This window comes from Pseudomonas bohemica, from assembly GCF_002934685.1.
GTDB lineage: Bacteria > Pseudomonadota > Gammaproteobacteria > Pseudomonadales > Pseudomonadaceae > Aquipseudomonas > Aquipseudomonas bohemica.
The window spans coordinates 94639-110750 of the sequence record NZ_NKHL01000121.1; the positions used below are offsets into that span (position 1 = coordinate 94639).

Consider the following 16112-nt stretch of genomic DNA (forward strand, 5'->3'; position numbering starts at 1 on the left):
GCAATGAACAGTGTTCAGGTCGATGGTGTTTACATAGGTAAAGCGAAAAATCTGGGTCAAGGATTGATCAGCGATATCGACAAGCACCGAGTGGACCGACGCTTATGGCTATGGCCGCAAGGACTTGGCAGTGACGAGCACGGCGATCCACGCTTCCACACCGGCCCCGAACGCGCCTTGCATCACTATCCTGCCGAGCATTACGCCTACTGGCTCAAGCACTACCCGGACATCGACTGGTGCGCGCCGGCGTTCGGCGAGAATCTGTCTTCCCACGGGCTGACTGAAGAACATGTGTGCCTGGGCGACATGTTTCGCTGGGGCGGCGCGCTGCTGCAAATCAGCCAACCGCGCTCACCGTGCTATCGGCTGAGCAACCGCTGGGGTATTGAAGAGCTCCCCCAACACGCGCAGGACACCGGCCGTTGCGGCTGGTTTTATCGCGTGCTCAAGCCCGGTTTCGTCAGCCCCGAGGATACTTTCGAGCTGATCCAGCGCAGCTATCCCGGCTTGACCGTGGCGTGGGCGCTGCGCAGTTTTTATCAGGAGCCTCTGGAGCATTCCGGCCTGAAGAAACTGGTCGATTGCCCGGCGCTGTCTTCCCGCTGGCGCGACATCGCCTTGAAACGCCTGCGCACCGGTCGGATAGAGGACTGGAGCGATCGTTTGCTCGGCCTGCCGTTGGAAGGGTTGCGCGCATGAATCTGTTCAAGCTGCTGCGCAATACCGAAACCGAAAATGAAGTCGGCGAGCAGCCCGCTTTGCTGTCTCCTTTGCAGCGCCTGCGCCAACGGACCTGCAGCGACCAGGCCGGCTTGTTCGTCGCCGAGCATGATGCATTCGCCGCAGCCATGACGCTGGCGCGCAAATGGGGCGAGCTTCATCGGCGGGGCGAATGCGGCGTGGTGGTGGCCAGCGGTGGGCGTTTCGAGGGTTTGATCGAGTCGATGGCCAGCCACTTCTGCCGAGTGCCATTCAACGACCTGCTGGCCATGGATGCGGCCGTCGATTCCCGAACCGTGGCGATCATTCTCGAGCCAATCCAGGGTGAGAGCGTCGTGACGCCTGCCTCCCACGCTTACGTACAGGGCGTGGAAAAGCTCTGCCGCGAGTTGAACATGCTGCTGATCTTCAGCGAAGCGCGCGGCACGATCGGCCAGCACGGCGGCCTGTTATGCGAAGACACCTACGGCGCGCGCGCCGATATCGTCGTGCTGGGTGACCACTCCAATCGCAGCCCGCGAAGCTCGGCATTGCTCGCGCGGGGCCATGCCTGCACAGCGCGGATCGAAGAACTGCCAGGCTTCGTTCAGGAGCCGATCTCTCGTCCCACCCGCATCGCTGCGCCCGTCAAAGCGCAGCGACAGTCTGTCCCGAGCGGCCTGATGGCTTGAACCGGACGTGCCGCGACCTCATACCGTCTTGCGTTATTTACGCTTCGCCCCGCACCGGAAACCTGGGTGCGGGGCGTTTTTTTGTCCGCGGGTGATAGCTCGATGATAGGGGCAGTGGAACCCCTGTAATGGCGCAGGGTCGATTAGCTGTGTGGCCCGAATTGGCCATCGTCCCAATCAGGAGCTCCACCCATGGACATCATCCGCATCATCATCGCCATCCTGCTGCCACCCCTGGGCGTGTTCCTGCAAGTCGGCTTCGCCGGTGCCTTCTGGCTCAACATCCTGCTGACCCTGCTGGGGTACTTCCCCGGCATCATCCATGCCGTTTACATCATCGCCAGCCGCAAGTAAGCCGACTCACGCAAGCGCATCAACGTAGGAGCGCGCTTGCCCGCGATCTCGGTCTGTCAGTCACAGCACTTGATTTCGGCAGATCGCTATCGCAGGCGAGCGCGCTTCTATAAGACCTGCTACATGCTCCAGGTCATTACAGTTCGCGCTCAAAAACCTTTCCTGACCCATGCCACGTCCCCTAAAGTCCAGCTTCGGATTTTAGCCAGGGATGTCGGGCATGGATGTTGTACTGGGGCTTTTGGCCGCATTGTTCTGGGGTGGAACAGATTTTCTCGTAGGGCTCAATGCCCGCGCCGTCGGCGTCAAGCGAGCCGTGTATTTTGGTCAGATGCTCGGCTTTGTGATCATGTGCGCGCTACTGCTTTGTTACCCGAATTTCATTCTCCGATCACTCCTGGCATCGCCCGCGATGTGGCTGCTGGGCGTGCTCGCATCTGTATTTACCGTGAGCGGTGCATTGGCGCTATCCAAGGCATTTGCATTGGGCAAAGCCTCTATCGTTGCGCCACTGGTAACCTCATACGGCGTTTTCACTACCTTGATGTCCTGGCTCAGCGGTGAGCAGATATCGGCGCTTCAACTTCTGCTCATCATCGTTTGTGTTTTCGGAGTGGTGCTCTCGAGCGTCACCAGCAATGACGACGCGTCGGCAAAGCACCACAACCGTCAGGCGATTCTTTATGCGTTGGGCGCTGCGTTTCTGTACGGTTCGAGCTTCTGGCTGCAGGGACGATTTACCCTTCCGGCGCTCGGGCCAGTGACGATGCTTTGGCTGGGTTACCTGACCGGCCTGGCTGTGCTATCCGTGATGGTCTATCGGATCAAGGATGGCATGAAATTTCCACCTGTTCGAAGCGGGATGACGTTGATCGCTGCAAGCCTGCTGAATCTGGGTGGATTTTCAGCTTTCTCATACGGCGCGATGATGGGATCGGTTTCCGTGGTGACGGTCATCAGCACGCTGTCTGGAGGGATCGCTGCGGTGCTCGGCTATCTGTTCTTCAAAGAGAGGCTCAGTGCGGTGCAGATTTGTGGCGTGGTGCTGGTTCTGATGGGCGCCGTGGCGTTGCATCTGTATAGCGGTTGACCGGGCCCAATGTGGAGCGAATTCATTCGCGAGATGGCCGTACACCCGATAAACACCTGTCGGATGTGCCGTTGCCCCGCGAATGAATCCGTTCCCACAGTGGTTCAGCGTTTGCCAGGTACGGCAGAGGCGTTTTCAGCCATCAATCACCTTCCGATAAAACGCCCATTCGGTCTCGAGCGCATGAGCCTGGTTGCTGGCCTTGCGGAAGCCGTGGCGTTCGTCGGGGTAGAAGTGGCCTTCGGCGGGGATGCCTTTTTCCACCAGCGCGGCGAGCATGTCGCGGGTTTGGGCGGGAACGACCACGGCGTCGAGTTCGCCCTGGAAGAAGATCACCGGAACCTTGATCTGCTCGGCATGCAACAACGGCGTGCGCTCGCGGTAACGGGCCACGTCGATGTCCGGGTCGCCGATCAGCCAGTCCAGGTAATCGGCCTCGAACTTGTGTGTTGCCTCGGCCAGCGCCAATGGATCGCTGACGCCATACAAGCTCGCGCCGCCACGGAACACGTCCTTGAACGCCAGCGCACACAAGGTCGTGTAGCCCCCCGCGCTGCCGCCGCGGATGAAAGCCTTGCTCGGGTCGATAAGGCCCTGATTGCCCAGGTAATCGACCACCGCGCAGGCGTCTTCGACGTCGACCACGCCCCACTCCAGAAACAGCGCCTGCCGATACGCGCGACCATAACCGGTGCTGCCTCGGTAGTTGAGGTCAGCGACCGCGAAGCCACGTTGTGTCCAGAACTGGATACGCGGGTCGAGCACCGGGTAGCAAGCCGATGTCGGGCCTCCGTGAATGAACACCACCAGCGGCGGCTTTTCGTCGCCGTTCATGGCCGGGTAGAAATAGCCGTGTGCCTCGCCCGAACCGCTGGGATAGCGCAGAGTTTGTGGGCGGCTTATGCGTTCGGCGGGCAAGGGCGCAACGCCCCCGGCCAGCACTTGAACACTTTTGTCCGAGCGATTGATTGCCAACACCGCGGACGGGCGGGTGGCAGAAGCAGCGATGCAATAAATGTACTGATCATCCAGCGCGAGGCTGCGGAAACGGCTGTATTCGCCGCTGAAATCTTCCACCGAGCCGTCGGATCCGCGCACCGCCAATACACCCATGCCGTTTTCCGACCAACTGGCCAGATAAGCGCCGTCATTCAGCGGCAACCAGCTGGAGCCGCCCAGTTGCCATGGCGCGGGAGCGTGATCGGCTTTGGCTGCGGGCAATGCTTCGAAGCCCTCCAGCGTCTCAACCCACGGCTGCCAGAACCCCGCGCGATCGGTCAGGCAATAAAGACGACCCTGCGCATCGAAGCGCGGTTGTTGCAGCGCCTCCAGCCCCAGCCCTCCGGCCAGGCAGTGCGCGCGACCCCAGGTGGCATCGGGCAGGCGCTCGACGCTCAGCAATCGGGTCGATGTCCACGGCTGATGCGGGCGCCACCATTCGACCCATACCAACCGATTGCCGTCGAGGCTCAAAGTAGGGGATGCATAGAAATCGGCGCCCTCGGCCAGCACATTGCGCCGGCTATCCACCAGATCGATCGCGACCAGGCGATGAACGTCTTTGTCCTCCTCGACCGCCAGAATCTGCCCATGCGCATACCGGACATCTCCATAGCGTTTGTCGCCTTGGGTCAGGGCTCGCGGGGCGCTGGCGTCGAAAGGTTGAAGGTGGATCTGTTGATCGGTTTCGTTGACGAACGCTACGGCGTCGTCGGTCAGGCAGAACGAGCCGCCGCCGTATTCGTAGACCCGGCTGCGGACGCTGAAACCGTCCGGGGTCAGGCATGTAGTTGCGCCATTGCTCCAGCGCCAGATGCGCGACGCCGCGTCCTGCGGGCGAAATTCATTCCAGAAAAGCCCAGCAGGACTGACGCTCAATTCTGCGAAATCGACGCCTGCCGCCACAGCCTGGGTGGCAGAGAACAGATCAGGATTTTGCGATGAGGCGAGAGTTTCGTTCATTGCGGAAGGCCAGTTGCTCGATGGTCTGGCTAGCATACTCGGCTTCGTCGCGCGCTTGGGTGATCAGGCTGTGTTGCGGCGACTTGCTGCACACCGGGTCCGCGTTGCTGGCATCACCCGTGAGCATGAAAGCCTGACAGCGGCAGCCGCCGAAGTCCTTTTCCTTCTCGTCGCAGGAACGACAAGGCTCGGGCATCCATTCATACCCTCGAAAGCGATTGAAGCCGAACGATTCGTACCAGATGTGCTGCATGCTGTGATCGCGCACGTTGGGAAACTGAATCGGCATTTGCCGCGCGCCATGGCAGGGCAGGGCGGTGCCATCCGGCGTAACGGTCAGGAACAGATTGCCCCAGCCGTTCATGCAGGCTTTTGGTCGTTCTTCGTAATAATCGGGCGTGACGAAGATCAATTTGACCGGGTGATTTTCGGCCGCCAGCTTGACGCGGTACTCGTTGGTGACGCGCTCGGCACGTACCAGTTGATCCCTGGTCGGTAGCAAACCAACGCGGTTCAAGTGCGCCCAGCCGTAGAACTGGCAGGTGGCCAACTCGACGAAATCCGCTTCCAGCGCCACGCACAGCTCGATGATCTTGTCGATCTTGTCGATGTTGTGCCGGTGAGTCACAAAGTTGAGCACCATCGGATATCCGTGCTTTTTCACCGCACGGGCCATTTCCAGCTTCTGCGCGAAGGCTTTTTTCGAGCCTGCAAGCATGTTGTTCACCTGCTCATCGCTGGCTTGAAAGCTGATCTGGATATGGTCCAGGCCCGCCTCCTTGAAGTCGATGATCTTTTGCTCGGTCAGGCCGATGCCAGAGGTGATCAGATTGGTGTAGAAGCCCAATCGCCGGGCCTCGGCGATCAATTCAGCCAAGTCCTGACGTACCAGAGGTTCGCCACCGGAAAAGCCGATCTGTGCGGCGCCCATCTGCCGCGCTTCGGCCATCACCTTGAACCATTGTTCGGTGGTCAGTTCCTGGCCCTGTTTGGCGAAGTCCAACGGGTTGGAGCAATAGGGGCACTGCAGCGGGCAGCGATAAGTCAGCTCGGCGAGCAGCCACAGTGGCAGGCCGACGGCAGGTGTCGGTGGAATCTGGACCTTGGGCTCGGTCACCGCTGATTCATTGGCCGGAGCTAGCGGCAAGTTCGATCCAGTGTTCAGCACGTGCGACCTCCATGAATTGCTCGACATCGGTGCCGAGCTCGGGAACGCCGGGAAATTTCTCGTCAAGCGCTGTGATGATCTCGCCGACGCTGCGCTGACCGTCGACCAAACCGCCAATCGCGCTTGCGCTTTCGTTGAGCTTGATCATGCCTTCCGGATAGAGCAACACATGGCCATTCTGCGCAGGCTCAAACTGGAAGCGATAACCCCGGCGCCAGCTCGGCACCTGTTCACGATTGAAGCTCATAGGGCGATTCCTTTATGCCAGACGCGTTGGTCGGTGACGCTGTGGTAAGGCGGACGGTTCAGCTCGTAGGCCATGCTCATGGCGTCCAGCATGCTCCACAGAATGTCGAGTTTGAACTGCAGGATTTCCAGCATGCGCTGCTGGCCTTCCCAGGTGGTGTAGTGCTGCAGCGTGATGGCCAGACCGTGCTCGACGTCGCGCCGTGCCTGGCCCAGACGGGTGCGGAAATATTCATAGCCCGCCGCGTCGATCCACGGGTAATGCTGCGGCCAGCTATCCAGACGCGACTGGTGGATCTGCGGCGCGAACAATTCGGTCAGCGAACTGCTGGCAGCTTCCTGCCAGTTGGCGCGCCGAGCGAAATTCACATAAGCATCGACGGCGAATCGTACGCCCGGCAGTACCAATTCCTGCGAACGCAGTTGATCTGGATCCAGTCCCACGGCCTGACCCAGACGCAACCAGGCTTCGATCCCGCCATCTTCTCCGGGTGCGCCGTCATGATCGAGCAGGCGTTGAATCCACTCGCGACGGATTTCACGGTCCGGGCAGTTGGCCAGGATCGCAGCGTCTTTCAGCGGAATATTGACCTGGTAATAGAAGCGATTGGCGACCCACCCCTGAATCTGTTCACGAGTCGCGCGGCCTTCATACATCGCCACATGAAAGGGGTGATAGATGTGGTAATACGCGCCCTTGGCACGCAGCGCCTGTTCGAATTCAGCGGGGGGCAGCGCAGCACGTTCGCTCATGTTGGCTCCTTAAAGTTCGATGCTCATGCCATCAAAGGCCACTTCAACGTCACGGCGGGCCAGCTCGGCGCGCTCGGCGGAGCCTTCATCGAGAATCGGGTTGGTGTTGTTGATGTGGATGAGCACCTTGCGTTGTCTGGGCAGTTTTTCCAGCACTTCCAGCATGCCGCCGGGGCCGTTCTGCGCCAGATGACCCATCTCGGTGCCGGTGCGGGTTCCCACACCTCGGCGCTTCATCTCGTCGTCATCCCACAGGGTGCCGTCCACCAACAGACAGTCGGCGCCGCTCATTTTCTCCATGAGGGTGTCATCGACTTTGCCCAGGCCCGGCGCGTAAAACAGTCTGCCGCCGGTGTGAGTGTCTTCGACCATCAGCCCGATGTTGTCGCCCGGGTGCGGGTCGAATCGGTGCGGCGAGTAGGGCGGTGCCGCGCTGCGCAGTGGAAAAGGCGTAAAGCGCAGATTCGGACAGGCCGGGATCACGAAACTGCCCTCCAATTCGATGCGATTCCAGACCAGGCCGCCGTTCCAGTGCTTGAGCATGTTGAACAGCGGGAAACCGGTGCTCAGGTCTTCATAGACCATGTCTGTGCACCAGACCTGATGCGGGCAGCCTTCGCGCAGGCTCAGCAGGCCCGTGGTGTGGTCGATCTGGCTGTCCATCAGAATGATCGCGCTGATGCCGGTGTCACGCAGGCCGCGATTGGGCTGCATGGGCGCGAAGCCTTGCAGTTGAGCGCGGATGTCCGGGGAGGCATTGCACAAGACCCAGTTCACGCCGTCGTCTGATAAGGCGATGGACGACTGAGTGCGAGCCTGGGCCCTCAAGCTGCCGTCGCGAAAGCCCGCGCAGTTGACGCAGTTGCAGTTCCACTGAGGAAAACCGCCGCCCGCAGCCGAGCCGAGAATCTGGATGTGCATGTGTACTCCGTACTGAATGGGGCAATGATGCCCAACGTCCGCCAGAACGCCGCGCTTCGAAATCTTTGAGCCTTTAACAAAAAAGCCCCGGCGAACCGAGGCTTTTCACCGCGCAGAAATCAACGGCTTGCGAAGTACATGGTGACTTCAAAGCCGATACGCAGATCGGTGTAAGCAGGTTTAGTCCACGACATAGGAGACTCCTTCTGGGTTAGTGCAGCGGTGGGTGAGTACATCTTTAGTACACCTGCGAGAGGAGACGTTCAAATGCTTAGGTGGCTATGTTACTAAAAATATCCTGCGCCCAAAGGTGAAATATCGGATAAAGCTTTTTGCATTTGCGGCAATGATCATTGGCTTGGAGGGGCCGATCCGCCTGGGCTAGAGCGATTGGACAGGCATAGCACCGAGGTTTGGTGTAGCGCTACCCGGGTGGCTGCGTCGCGCAGCCGATCACGATGAAGACGTGCCAAGGAATGTTGCAGATGGGCGGTATAGTCTGTCGAATGGCCTGCTAGGTGAGCCTGCCAGAGCATTTCAGCAGCCTGCTGAGTGTCCATGGTTGCCGGGTCCAGCTGGCTTTGCAGCGCCGATAGCTGCGACGGAATATCGGCTTGTTCGATCAACGTTGGCAGCGTTTCCGTGAATGCTTTGATGTGTTCGACCAACTGCTCTGCAGTAGCGCTGGGCGACTGCACGCCGAAAAGTATCCCTCCATGCCCGGCAATTTGTCGGAAACCGCTGAATACTGCGTAGCCCAACTGCAGATCGACTCGAAGACGTTGATAGAACGGCGCCTGGACCAAGTGTGCAAAGAATCGCCACATCGCCTCGTCCTCGACGCTTTTCGAGGGTGCCAGGTAAAACAGCAGCACAGCACTTTCGGACGATTCTGACGGCTCGATTGCCCAGCGTTGCGCGTCCGTCTGTATGCGAGTCTGAGGCTGTTTTTCGGCAGCTGCGCCGGGCGCGTCGCATAGGGCGTGAGCCAGAGCCGATTGACTGTCGCTCGGGAAGCCGATCGCAAAGCCGACCCAGAGCGCCGTCGCCCAAATCGTTTGCAGATCGTTGGTTTCCGACCTGGCCAAATTGTTCAAGAAATGATCAGGCAGTGTCTGAAGCAGTCGACGGATCGGGATTGGTGCAGGCCCGGTGTCTGGCTGCCCGTAGCGCGCCAGCCTTTGGCTGTCGGGATGGCTAAGCAGTTTTAATGCCTGTTCAACGACGGCGGGAATCGGTTCAGCCAGACCGCTTACCTTCAGCTGCCACTGGTTGCCATAAGCGCTGAATGCCAGCGTTACACCGGCTTGTTGGGCGTCAGCACTCAGCGTCTTTAGGCTGTCGTTGAGCATCAGGTGAAGTTTTGGCTGTGGGGCGTGGAGGGTCCAGCTCAGGTAAAGCGCGGCCTCGCCGGTGGCTGGCAGGCTATCGCTGAATGTCAGCGAGGGCGGCCGTGGCACCTGTATGACGGCGAGTTGAGGTGGGCGTAGAAACGGATTGGCTGGGGGCAGGCGCCAATCACTGTCGGCAAAGTCGCTTTTCGGGGAGTCGAGCAATGGCTGGAGCAGCGATTGTGGCGTGAGGGTGTCGAGCAGGGCATCGAGTGCGCGAATCGCCTGCTCCGACAGGCCCGGCGCGCTTGTCTCTGCGCTGTAGTGGCGAGCCAAGGCCAGGGCGCCGAGGACTGCGAGTCGGCGCTTTTCGAGCAGGACGTATTCGTCGAGCAGTTGACGGTAGTGGGTTTTGAAGAAGGTCAGCCAGTTGAAGATCAGGCTTGAGATCTGTCCTGCCTGATCTGACGTCATCGCGGGCAGGCGCGCTCCTACAGTTAAGTGCGGTTCTTCTGTAGAAGCGCGCTTGCCCGCGATGGCCTGCGTAAGAACAACCTCAATCCCAAACAAAACCTGCCCGGCAAACTCATACAACACTTCAGCCTTGAGCGACTCAATCAACTCGCGATCACGCAACTGCGCGACCAACCCGCCGGCCTGTGTGTTGTTCATCCAGGTGCAGAGGAATACTGCGGCCTGGTCATGCCCGGATGGCAGCCCTTCGCACGGGAAAATCAGATGTATCCGACGCTGACTGGTCTCTGCATCGTATACGCCACACTTATCCACAAGCGCCGGCGGTTTCAGTTGTTCGACCTTACAACCTTTAGCGAAATAGCCGCCAAATACGGTCGCTAATGCCTGCAGCTCATCCAGCGTCTGTGGTCCGGTCAAACTCAAGGTCATCTGACCCGCTTGATAGAAAGTCCGGTAAAAGTCCTGCAACGCCTGCTGAAAAGCCGGACGCAGAACCGGCAGGCTGAACCGATTGCCCGCATGAAACCAGCGCAGAGGATGTAACGCCGATAGCGGCTGAAGGCGTTTCAACTGTTCGCGTGAGGCATCGTCGCGCAACCAGGCAATGAACTCGGCATGCAGCACCTCACGCTCGCGCAATTGATCGGCCTGGGTCATACGCGGATGCGCGAGCATTTCACACAAACGCTCCAGCCCTCCTGCAAATACAGGCGGGGCCAGTTCGAAAAAGAAATCCGTGACGCGCTCGCGAGTGCTGGCGTTGACCTGTCCGCCGTGGCGTTGGACGTAGGTCATCAGGTTCTCGTCTGCAGCAAAGCGCTCAGTGCCGCGAAAGAAAAGGTGTTCAAGGAAGTGCGCCAGTCCTGGCCACCGGGCAGACACATCATGACTCCCCGCCGCCACCCGCAATGCCGCCGCACAGCGCTTGAGCCTTGGCACCGAGCAGAGCACAACGTGCAAGCCATTGGGCAAGGTCAGAGAGCGATGGGTAATTGAATCGGGCGCACACATGACGATTTCCGCGAAGGTGTGGGAAAGTGACTGGTCATGCTATCGGATTACCGGAATTGTGGTGTAGGACCGTGCGCATTTGGCAGATCAGGGGTTGACCAATCCTGAATAAAACCCCGGCCGACGATCCTTGAAATAGGTATTGATCGCCTGTGACTCGCTCATCGCCTGGCGATCCAGATCTGCCACCACCAATGCTTCATCTTGCCCGGCGAGCCCGATCCGCCTGCCATCCGGCGCACAAATGCTGCTCAAACCGCAATATTGAATCTCGCCCTCGCTGCCGCAGTAATTGGCGTAAACCAGGTAGCACTGGTTTTCGAATGCTCTGGCCCGAACGGTCACCTCACAGACGAAATCGTAAGGCGCCATGTTGGCGGTCGGCACCAGAATCAGGTTAGCACCCGCCAAGGCCAGGCGCCGGGTGTTTTCGGGAAACTCCACGTCGTAGCAGATGAGGAATCCCAGCGTCCAGCCATTGAATTCCACCACCGGAAAATGCTCATCGCCTGCGCTGAACATGGATTTGTCCAGCTCGCCATACAGATGCGTCTTACGATAATTGCAGCGTCGTAAACCTTGCGCGTCGATCAGTTGCACAGCGTTGTAGACCTGATCGTCGGTGCTCAGCTCAGGATAGCCATACAGAATCGCGATGCCGTTCGCCTTGGCGATGTCAGCGATTTCCTGCGCTGCCGGCCCGTCGCTGGGTTGCGCCAGTTCCCGTGCGGCTTGCGCGCCTATGTTGTAGCCGCTCAGAAACATCTCCGGGAAGACCAACAGCGCGGCGCCTTGCACCGCGGCTTCAGCCGCCTGAGCTTTGAGGCGCGCGAGATTGCTGCGAATTTCCAGCGGCAGCGGCGGGCATTGATACAGGGCAACGCGCATGGGGGCTTCCTTTATTCGGGCAAAACGATCGGGCCGATCTCATGAAACACATCGCCCGGCCCCGGGTTTTCGGCGTGAGTCTTGCCACCGAAGTGGGTCATGATGCCCCACACCGCGTTGAGCGATGTCTGCACCGCGCCCTCGACCCAGGCCGGGGTCCACGAAACGTCGTCACCGGCAATGAAAATGCCGCGTTGCTCGTCAGGCATGTCCTTCTGCATGAAGTGCGCATACATCCGTTGGTTGTAGCGGTAGTGGCCAGGCAGCGCGCCCTTGAAAGCGCCGAGGAAATGCGGGTCGGATTCCCACGACACTGTGATCGGATCTCCGATGATACGTGCGGCGATATCCACCTTCGGATAGATCTTTTTCAACGAACCGAGCGCCAGGCTGACGCGCTTTTCCACCGGGTGAGGCAGCATTTTCAACGCATCGCTCATCCACGAGTACGACAGACAAATCACCCCCGGCTTCTCTACTCCGTTGGAATAGGTGCCGTTGTCGAACAGATACGTGCCGCGGGTCAGGCGGTCGGTCAGCGTCATGCTCATCAAGTCGCGGCCGGTTTCGGGGTCTTTATCTTTCCAGAACGGACGGTCGACCATAACGAAGGTTTTCGACGACTGCATGTAGCGCGTGCGGTCCAGGGCCATCCACATTTTTTGCGAGAACAGCGATTCCTCGCATTCGATCTGGGTCGTCAGCAACCAACTCTGGCAGGTTGCCAGGACCACGTCGTAATGCCGCGTGTCGCCCAGATTGTCGGTGACAGCGAATTGCCCATCCGCTGCACGAGCAATGCGTTTCACGCCAGTTCGTGGCGCGCCATGATGCAAGCTAGAGAGGGTGGTGCCTTGTGGCCAATGCGCGCAGCGCTCGGGTGCGTGTCGCCAGATACCCAACGGCACCTGGCCCACGCCGCCGACGATCAGGTGTTGATGATCGTCGCAGTTGGTCATGACCACGCGGAAAATTTCCAGCATTGAATTCGGGAAGTCAGAGTCCCAGCCGCCGGTGCCGAAACCCACTTGGCCGAACACTTCGCGGTGGTAGAACGACAGCTTGGCGAAGGCCTTGGAGGTGGCGACGAAATCGTAGAACGTACGGTCATCCCACAATGGCACCAGTCTGTCCCATAGCTCTTTGAGGCGCGGCACGTCACGATCGCGGATCGCCTGCTGAATGTCGGCGAACTGCGCGCCATCTTCCAGCGCGTCGGCCCAGGCGTCAGCCACTTCCTGAAATAGCGCAGGCAAGTCCGACAGCTTCTGTGCGTAATGCGTAGTGCCTTCCAGGTCGATCACCGTGCTGCCGGAGGCGGCGGTCAGCGGGTTGGGGAAAGGTTTGGATTCCAGGCCCAGCTTGTCAACGTAGTGATAGAAAGCGGTGGACGACACCGGAAAACGCATGCCACCCAGTTCGGCGATGATGCCTTCGGCGCCCTCGAACTGCTGCGAACGCAGACGGCCACCCATTTTTGAGGCCTCGTAAACGACCGGCTTCAGGCCGAGCTTCATCAGCTCATAGGCCGCGACCAGACCGGCAATACCTGCGCCGACAATCGCCACTTCCTTGCCCAGGTTGTCACTGGGAATAGTGCCCAGGCCTGCCGGATGCTCGATCCAGTCGTCGAAGGCGAATGGAAAATCCGGGCCATAAATCGTGATCGGTTTTTTGCCGTCGGCGGGGTGACGATTGTTCTTCATGACTGACCTTGTTCGACTGAGGCGCGAAAGGGGAAAGTCTAGATAACAGTTGAGACGTTAATAAGACGCAGAGTGTCGTCGTTATGTAGAGATTTTAGGCAAAGTGACGATAGGGATTGGCATTCCGACGATGGCGCAGCTCAGGCGACAAAAAATTCCGACTAAACCGGCTGCCCACGATCAATCTTGCTGCTCAGAATAATCGACGTCGTGGTCTTTTCGACGCCATCGACGCTGCCGATTAGATCCAGCAACTGATCGAGCTGCTCCGGCGAATCGGTGCGCAACCAGGCCACGTAATCGAATTCCCCACTCACCGCACACAGCTGCTGCACCTGCGCCAGAGCGGTCAGGCGGCGCAACACTTCCTTGCCCGAACGCGGCTGCACGGTAATCCCGACATAGGCTTGCAACCCACCATCGACCACGCGCTGACTCAATCGCACGCCGTATCCGGTGATGATCTTGGCCTTTTCCAGACGCGCCAGACGGGAGGTGACGGTGGTCCGGGCGATGCTCAGTTGACGTGCAAGATTGGCCACCGGCTCACGCGCATTGATTTGCAGCGCGGCGATCAGTTGTCGATCGATGTCATCGAGGGCGGGAGGGCGAGTGTCGGACAAGAGGCGGATCTCCTTCGGCAAGCGGGTGATGTTACCTGCTGGGAGGAAGGTTTGCGTGCTTCTGACCCTCTTTCGTTAAGCATTCTGGCCATCGCGGACAAGCGCGCTCCTACAGAAGAAGGCGGTCGATTGTAGGAGCGCGCTTGTGCGCGACAGACCGCGAAGCGGTCTCTATGCGTAAGGTCTAGTTTTTATAGTCAGGCGCCACTCGATCCAGCATCCGCAGCAATGCCGCCCAGGCAAAATCAATCGCATCCAGGTCGCTCAACTCACCATCGGCAACACCTTGTCCCGGCGCATTGAACTGCCGTTCAGTACGCAAGCGCACATCCTCCGGCGGCAGGTGCAGACCGCCACCCGCCTGAGCCGCGATCTGAATCTCGCAGGCCTTTTCCAGGTAATACATGCGCAGGAACGCCTGTTTTACGCTGTTGCCCACGGTCAGCAGCCCGTGGTTGCGCAGGATCATCACCGAGTTATCGCCAAGGTCCGCGACCAAGCGTTGCTGCTCATCGAAATTCAGGGCGATGCCCTCGTAGTCGTGATAGCCCACGCGACCATAGAACTCCATCGAGATCTGATTCACCGGCAACAGCCCGCCTTCCTGTGCCGCCACCGCGCAACCTGCCCTGGTGTGGGTGTGTAGCACGCACTGAGCATCTTCCCTGGCACGGTGGATTGCGCTATGAATCACGAAGCCTGCCGGGTTGACCGGGTATTGCGAGGCCTCCACCTTATTGCCGTCAAGGTCGATCTTCACCAAATTAGAGGCTGTGATTTCCTCGAACATCAGCCCGTAAGGATTGATCAGGAAATGATGCTCCGGCCCAGGAATGCGCAGGGACAGGTGAGTGAAAATCAGATCGGTCATCCGATAGTGTGCGATCAGGCGATAACAGGCCGCCAACTCCTGCCTCAGTTGCCATTCCTGCGGGCTGTACGCGTGTGTCATTTTTCCTCCGGTTATGTCGGCCTTGGCGGATCAATGCGCCAGCCAGGCGTTCAGACGTTCTTCCAGTTCTTCACCATGATCGACCCAGAACTCGATGTTCAATGGCATCGCCACCGCCATGTTCTGCGGCGAGGTGGGAATCCAAGGGGCCTTGCTCGGGTCCAGTTTGTCGCTCAACGCCTTGTTGGTCACGCCGTACGCGATGGCCTGGGAAAATGCCTGCTGCGGTGCGGTTTGGTTGGCGTAAGCGATGAATTTGTTCGCCGCTTCCTTATGCTGCGAGCCTTTGACGATGGTCCAGTAATCCATGCTGTACAGCGAGCCTTTCCAGATCGGCGCCACTTTAAGGCCCTCGCTGGCAGCCACTGCGCCACGACCGCTGAAGGTGGTGGTCATGACGATGTCACCCGAGGCAAGCCACTGCATTGGTTGCGAGCCCGCTTCCCACCATTGGATGTACGGCTTGAGCTTGTCCAGCTTGGCGAAAGCACGGTCGACGCCGGCTTTGGTGTTCAGCTCTTTATAGACGTCTGCGGCAGGCACTCCGTCCGCCAGCAGCGCGTATTCGAGGGTGTACATCGCACCCTTGCGCAGGCCACGTTTGCCCGGGTACTTCTCGGTGTCCCAGAAGTCGGCCCAACTGGTTGGCGGGTTTTTGACCTTGTCGGTGGCGTACACCAGCGGCATGCCCCAGACCAGCGCCGCCGAGCCACAGTCCTGCTGCGCACCTTCGATCAACTGTTGGCCGCTGGCGAGCTTGGGCCATTCCAGCTTCTCGAACAGGCCCTCCGCGCAACCGCGCTCAAGGTCCGGCGCCTCGACCTGCACCACGTCCCAGTCGGCATGACCGGTTTCGGCCATCACCTTGATCTTGGCCATTTCCCCGTTGTATTCGGTTTGCACCCCGCTGACCCCGGCCTGCTTGGCGAAGGGTTCGAAAATGGTCGTGTTCTGGATTTTCTGGGCGGCGCCACCGAAGCCGACGATGACCAAATTCTCAGCAGCGAATGCTGACAAAGGAGAAAGCATCAGTACCGCACACGCAATTTTCAGGTTCTTACTGTTCATCGACATTTTCCTTGCGGCCGTAGGGCTCTTTTTCGCAGTCGAAGGGGCACAGAGGCACGCCCTGGGCTGCACAGGGGTAATCGGATAGAAACAGGCAATGGTTTGAAAAACAGGGAAGCTGGTGCTGCAAATCCGCGAGTAGCTGCGCGGCCATTCAGCGGTGTGTCT

Annotated in this window: 16 protein-coding genes; 4 read left to right on the forward strand and 12 right to left on the reverse strand. The window is 59.3% G+C overall.

Going from position 1 to position 16112, the window contains the following annotated elements:
* Nucleotides 1-3: 3 nt before the first annotated feature.
* The 4 genes from CE491_RS27975 (at nucleotide 4) to CE491_RS27990 (ending at nucleotide 2838) form a co-directional block, all read left to right on the forward strand.
* Nucleotides 4-702, forward strand: coding sequence for an MOSC domain-containing protein (locus CE491_RS27975; protein WP_110951562.1), 699 nt, complete (start codon nucleotides 4-6; stop codon nucleotides 700-702).
* Nucleotides 699-1394 carry an aminotransferase class III-fold pyridoxal phosphate-dependent enzyme gene (locus CE491_RS27980; RefSeq protein WP_110951563.1) on the forward strand — a complete coding sequence of 232 codons (696 nt, stop codon included), beginning with the start codon at nucleotides 699-701 and terminating at the stop codon, nucleotides 1392-1394. Before CE491_RS27975 ends, CE491_RS27980 begins: the two co-directional genes overlap by 4 nt.
* Nucleotides 1395-1586: 192 nt before the next feature.
* A complete protein-coding gene (locus CE491_RS27985) occupies nucleotides 1587-1748 on the forward strand; it encodes a YqaE/Pmp3 family membrane protein (protein WP_081564967.1) in 162 nt (53 codons plus the stop codon).
* Between the two features lie 220 nt (nucleotides 1749-1968).
* Complete coding sequence (locus CE491_RS27990) at nucleotides 1969-2838, forward strand: DMT family transporter (RefSeq protein ID WP_199885280.1); 870 nt, start codon at nucleotides 1969-1971, stop codon at nucleotides 2836-2838.
* 135 nt (nucleotides 2839-2973) lie between these two features.
* Here the strand turns inward: CE491_RS27990 and CE491_RS27995 are convergent, their stop codons facing one another.
* From CE491_RS27995 to CE491_RS28050, 12 genes are all read right to left on the reverse strand, one after another.
* Entirely contained in the window at nucleotides 2974-4800 is a 1827-nt protein-coding gene (locus CE491_RS27995) for an alpha/beta hydrolase family protein (RefSeq protein ID WP_110951564.1), read from the reverse strand.
* Nucleotides 4766-5968, reverse strand: coding sequence for a pyrroloquinoline quinone biosynthesis protein PqqE (pqqE, locus tag CE491_RS28000; protein ID WP_407681379.1), 1203 nt, complete (start codon nucleotides 5966-5968; stop codon nucleotides 4766-4768). Before pqqE ends, CE491_RS27995 begins: the two co-directional genes overlap by 35 nt.
* Entirely contained in the window at nucleotides 5925-6215 is a 291-nt protein-coding gene (gene pqqD / locus CE491_RS28005; protein ID WP_110951566.1) for a pyrroloquinoline quinone biosynthesis peptide chaperone PqqD, read from the reverse strand. Before pqqD ends, pqqE begins: the two co-directional genes overlap by 44 nt.
* A complete protein-coding gene (gene pqqC / locus CE491_RS28010) occupies nucleotides 6212-6967 on the reverse strand; it encodes a pyrroloquinoline-quinone synthase PqqC (protein ID WP_110951567.1) in 756 nt (251 codons plus the stop codon). The genes pqqD and pqqC overlap by 4 nt, the downstream gene beginning before the upstream one ends.
* A gap of 9 nt (nucleotides 6968-6976) precedes the next feature.
* Nucleotides 6977-7888, reverse strand: a complete 912-nt coding sequence (pqqB, locus tag CE491_RS28015; RefSeq protein WP_110951568.1) for a pyrroloquinoline quinone biosynthesis protein PqqB — start codon at nucleotides 7886-7888, stop codon at nucleotides 6977-6979.
* 119 nt (nucleotides 7889-8007) lie between these two features.
* On the reverse strand, nucleotides 8008-8082 hold the full coding sequence (gene pqqA / locus CE491_RS28020) for a pyrroloquinoline quinone precursor peptide PqqA (protein ID WP_003422658.1): 75 nt from the start codon (nucleotides 8080-8082) through the stop codon (nucleotides 8008-8010).
* A gap of 156 nt (nucleotides 8083-8238) precedes the next feature.
* Entirely contained in the window at nucleotides 8239-10707 is a 2469-nt protein-coding gene (gene pqqF, locus CE491_RS28025) for a pyrroloquinoline quinone biosynthesis protein PqqF (protein WP_110951569.1), read from the reverse strand.
* A gap of 87 nt (nucleotides 10708-10794) precedes the next feature.
* Nucleotides 10795-11595 carry a carbon-nitrogen hydrolase family protein gene (locus tag CE491_RS28030; protein ID WP_110951570.1) on the reverse strand — a complete coding sequence of 267 codons (801 nt, stop codon included), beginning with the start codon at nucleotides 11593-11595 and terminating at the stop codon, nucleotides 10795-10797.
* A gap of 11 nt (nucleotides 11596-11606) precedes the next feature.
* Entirely contained in the window at nucleotides 11607-13301 is a 1695-nt protein-coding gene (locus CE491_RS28035) for a flavin monoamine oxidase family protein (RefSeq protein WP_110951571.1), read from the reverse strand.
* A gap of 161 nt (nucleotides 13302-13462) precedes the next feature.
* Complete coding sequence (locus CE491_RS28040; protein WP_110951572.1) at nucleotides 13463-13924, reverse strand: Lrp/AsnC family transcriptional regulator; 462 nt, start codon at nucleotides 13922-13924, stop codon at nucleotides 13463-13465.
* Nucleotides 13925-14108: 184 nt separating this feature from the next.
* Nucleotides 14109-14876: a class II aldolase/adducin family protein gene (locus tag CE491_RS28045; protein WP_110951573.1), complete on the reverse strand. Its 768-nt coding sequence runs from the start codon at nucleotides 14874-14876 to the stop codon at nucleotides 14109-14111.
* 30 nt (nucleotides 14877-14906) lie between these two features.
* Nucleotides 14907-15944: an ABC transporter substrate-binding protein gene (locus CE491_RS28050; RefSeq protein ID WP_234407698.1), complete on the reverse strand. Its 1038-nt coding sequence runs from the start codon at nucleotides 15942-15944 to the stop codon at nucleotides 14907-14909.
* Nucleotides 15945-16112: the final 168 nt, after the last annotated feature.

Coding starts and splice junctions, on each gene's coding strand:
- CE491_RS27980 (WP_110951563.1), top strand. CDS start 699: ATGAATCTGTTCAAGCTGCTGCGCAATACCGAAACCGAAAATGAAGTC.
- CE491_RS27985 (WP_081564967.1), top strand. CDS start 1,587: ATGGACATCATCCGCATCATCATCGCCATCCTGCTGCCACCCCTGGGC.
- pqqD (WP_110951566.1), bottom strand. CDS start 6,215: ATGAGCTTCAATCGTGAACAGGTGCCGAGCTGGCGCCGGGGTTATCGC.
- pqqC (WP_110951567.1), bottom strand. CDS start 6,967: ATGAGCGAACGTGCTGCGCTGCCCCCCGCTGAATTCGAACAGGCGCTG.
- CE491_RS27995 (WP_110951564.1), bottom strand. CDS start 4,800: ATGAACGAAACTCTCGCCTCATCGCAAAATCCTGATCTGTTCTCTGCC.
- CE491_RS28050 (WP_234407698.1), bottom strand. CDS start 15,944: ATGAACAGTAAGAACCTGAAAATTGCGTGTGCGGTACTGATGCTTTCT.
- CE491_RS28045 (WP_110951573.1), bottom strand. CDS start 14,876: ATGACACACGCGTACAGCCCGCAGGAATGGCAACTGAGGCAGGAGTTG.
- pqqB (WP_110951568.1), bottom strand. CDS start 7,888: ATGCACATCCAGATTCTCGGCTCGGCTGCGGGCGGCGGTTTTCCTCAG.
- CE491_RS28030 (WP_110951570.1), bottom strand. CDS start 11,595: ATGCGCGTTGCCCTGTATCAATGCCCGCCGCTGCCGCTGGAAATTCGC.
- CE491_RS27975 (WP_110951562.1), top strand. CDS start 4: ATGAACAGTGTTCAGGTCGATGGTGTTTACATAGGTAAAGCGAAAAAT.
- CE491_RS28035 (WP_110951571.1), bottom strand. CDS start 13,301: ATGAAGAACAATCGTCACCCCGCCGACGGCAAAAAACCGATCACGATT.
- CE491_RS27990 (WP_199885280.1), top strand. CDS start 1,969: ATGGATGTTGTACTGGGGCTTTTGGCCGCATTGTTCTGGGGTGGAACA.
- pqqF (WP_110951569.1), bottom strand. CDS start 10,707: ATGTGTGCGCCCGATTCAATTACCCATCGCTCTCTGACCTTGCCCAAT.